Source organism: Acinetobacter sp. YH12233 (assembly GCF_013417725.1).
GTDB lineage: Bacteria > Pseudomonadota > Gammaproteobacteria > Pseudomonadales > Moraxellaceae > Acinetobacter.
The window spans coordinates 1-2912 of the sequence record NZ_VPDK01000078.1; the positions used below are offsets into that span (position 1 = coordinate 1).

Below are 2912 nucleotides of genomic sequence, written 5' to 3' on the forward strand. Positions count from 1 at the left end.
GAATAATTCAAGTGAATTTGTTTGAAAGAAGAACTTTAAAAGCTTTATTTTCACCCGATAAAATACCCATAAAACAAGAGGAAGCTCATTTGAGCTTCCTCTTGTGAAAAATTGTGGGACAGCAATGTCTTACGGTGCTTTTTTATTTTTAGAATTAAAAACGCTTTTTGAATACAATAGTTAAAAATATCAAACAATAGAGTGAATTATGTTTTTAGAGGGGAAGATCAAGACCTATAACGAAGAACGAGGTTTTGGTTTTATTGAGATAGCGGGTGAGTCAAAAGATTTATTCTTCCATATTAAAGACTTTCCAAATAAGAATGTGCCACCAAAAGTTGGGGAAAGGTTAAAGTTTCTCAAAGTACAGGATGCAGGCAAGTTTAAAGCAGACAATATTGTGCGTTTGGATCTCAAAACGGAAACCCCTCGACATACGCCTCAGTCACGAGCATTAGAAAATAAGCCTCGTATTACTCAACGAAAACAATCTCAAGAGAAGAAAAGTAGCTTTAGCACTTACATTGGATTTCTGATTATGATTGGCTTAGCCTATGCGGTTTATAACAAATATCAGGATTGGCAAAGCAGCAGAATACAGCCAGTAGAAGTGCAACGTATAGTTGAAGAACCACAAGTACAGCAGAATTTTAGCTGTGATGGACGACAGCATTGTAGTCAAATGAGTTCATATGAAGAAGCTTTATACTTTTTAAGAAATTGTCCAAATACCAAAATGGATGGTGATGGCGATGGGATCCCATGTGAAAGCCAATTTGGACATCGGTAAATAAAAAAAAGCGCCAAAAGGCGCTTTTTTTTATTGAAAGTGAAATTTATGCTTCACAGAATTTCATAAAGGCTTTAAGACCTGGTCCTTGATATTTTTGGCGGTGTACCAGCATAAATAAAGGACGGGTGAGTGACCAGAATGGAGTATTCAGAATGACCAGTTGACCTTTTTCCTGCAAAGGTTCAATCGCCAGCTTGGAAATACAGGACATCCCTAAACCACCTGCCACAATCTTCAGAATCGCTTCATTATGACCTAGAGTCAGACGAATATTGGCATCAGGTACATCTTTTAAAATGGCATTATCAAAGACTTCACGAGTTCCTGAACCTTCTTCACGTAAAATCCATTCAACCGATTTAAAATCTTCAGCAGTGAGCGGACGGTTTAGCTGAGCTAGAGGATGATCCGGCGCACAGCATACTGCCAGTTCATCATCGCGCCAATGAATACATTGCAGTTGTGGTAAATGGCAAGAACCTTCAATCAGGGCCAAATCTAGCTGGAACTGATTTACGGCTTCGATCATTTGACGGGTATTGCCGACCTGCAGTTGCAAGTGAGCCTGTGGCTGGATTTTCAGGAAATCCGCCATCAGATCTGGCATCAGATAGTCGGAAATGGTCAGCGTCGCACCGAGACGAAGGTCAATGCTTTGCAGTTCACCTTTGGCTGCCTGCTCGAAAGCTTCACAGCGGCCAAGGATTTCAAGAGCTTGCGGGAGAAGAAAACGACCTAAGTCATTGAGCTGTAAACGCTTACCAAGACGGTCGAATAAAGGCGCGCCAAGACCATCTTCTAAATCTGCTAAAGCCATACTCGCCGCACTTTGGGTGAGTTTGACTGCATCACTGGCTTTGGTGACGGTGCCTTCTTGAGCAACTGCTACAAAAACAGCCAACTGGCGTAAAGTCATGCGCATGAATAGAGCCTTAACATTTAAAAAATATTAATAAATTATGCTGTCATGCTACCATGAGCATAGTCTTTGATGCCACGTTTGAATCATGTCTATTGAAAAATTTAGCTTAGAAAAGGTTTTATCTGTACACCGTTGGACCAATACGCTGTTTAGTTTCACCATGACCAGACCTGCGCATTTCAAGTTTACGGCAGGACAGTTTGCGCGTATTGGCTTGAAAGTGGGGGATGAACTGGTCGTTCGGGCATATTCAGTCGTGTCATCGCCTTTTGATGAAACGCTGGAATTTTTTTCGATTGTGGTTCCGGAAGGGAAATTTACTTCGAATTTACAACATCTTAAAGTAGGCGATGAACTCTACTTAGAGAAAATTCCCTATGGTTATCTGACTTTGGCACGTTATCAATTGCCATTGCCACAAGATTTATGGCTGCTTGGCACAGGTACAGGTCTGGCACCATTTTTATCCATGCTGCAAGACTTTGAAATCTGGAATAAATATAAACATATTAACCTGGTTTATAGCGTCCGTACGCAAGACGAACTGGCTTATGTCGACCGTATTCAGGAAATTGCCGAGACCTTTGGCGAAGATCATACTGGCTTTAAATTTATTCCAATCATTACTCGTGATCCTGAAGCAGCACTTCACCATCGTTTACCGATCCTGATTGAAAATGGGAAACTTGAACGGGCAGCAGGACTTCAGCTTAATCCTGAAACCAGTCACGTGATGCTCTGTGGTAATCCGGAAATGGTTGAAGATACCAAAGAAGCGCTAAAAGCACGTGGCCTGACTATGAACCGTCGTGGTGAAGGAAATATTGCGGTAGAGAATTATTGGTAATTTCTTTAGAGTTTCTCCCTTTCTAAAAGGGAGGTTAGGAGGGATTAAAGTTAGATTATTTGTCAGTTCTTGAATCCTCCCCAACCCCTCCTTTGCAAAGGAGGGGCTTTTACCTCTCCCTTGCGCAGCAGTGCTGCTCATCGCTTAAAAGGAAAGGGGGCGAATTCAAACATGAGGTGCGACAGTTTCAAAAGCCTTATGATAATCAACAAGCTGAGCAAACTTCTCTAATGGTGTAAGCCAATCTAACGCTTTTCTAGGACGAGTATTCAGTGACATGGCAACTTGATTTAAATAATGCTGATCTGCCTGATTTAAATCAATCCCTTTAGGTAAATATTGCCTAATTA

3 protein-coding genes and 1 pseudogene are annotated in these 2912 nt (G+C 41.2%); 2 read left to right on the forward strand and 2 right to left on the reverse strand.

What is annotated here, in order from left to right:
* Nucleotides 1-208 precede the first annotated feature (208 nt).
* Entirely contained in the window at nt 209-790 is a 582-nt protein-coding gene (locus FTV12_RS16245) for a cold shock domain-containing protein (protein WP_159124401.1), read from the forward strand.
* 46 nt (nt 791-836) lie between these two features.
* Here FTV12_RS16245 and gigC read toward each other — a convergent pair whose 3' ends face one another.
* Entirely contained in the window at nt 837-1715 is an 879-nt protein-coding gene (gene gigC / locus FTV12_RS16250; RefSeq protein ID WP_159124400.1) for a LysR family transcriptional regulator GigC, read from the reverse strand.
* Between the two features lie 85 nt (nt 1716-1800).
* Between gigC and FTV12_RS16255 the strand changes: the two genes are divergently transcribed.
* A complete protein-coding gene (locus tag FTV12_RS16255; RefSeq protein WP_180012018.1) occupies nt 1801-2562 on the forward strand; it encodes a ferredoxin--NADP reductase in 762 nt (253 codons plus the stop codon).
* 165 nt (nt 2563-2727) lie between these two features.
* Here FTV12_RS16255 and FTV12_RS16260 read toward each other — a convergent pair.
* Nucleotides 2728-2912 (reverse strand): annotated as a pseudogene (locus tag FTV12_RS16260) (IS30 family transposase); the annotation flags it as partial.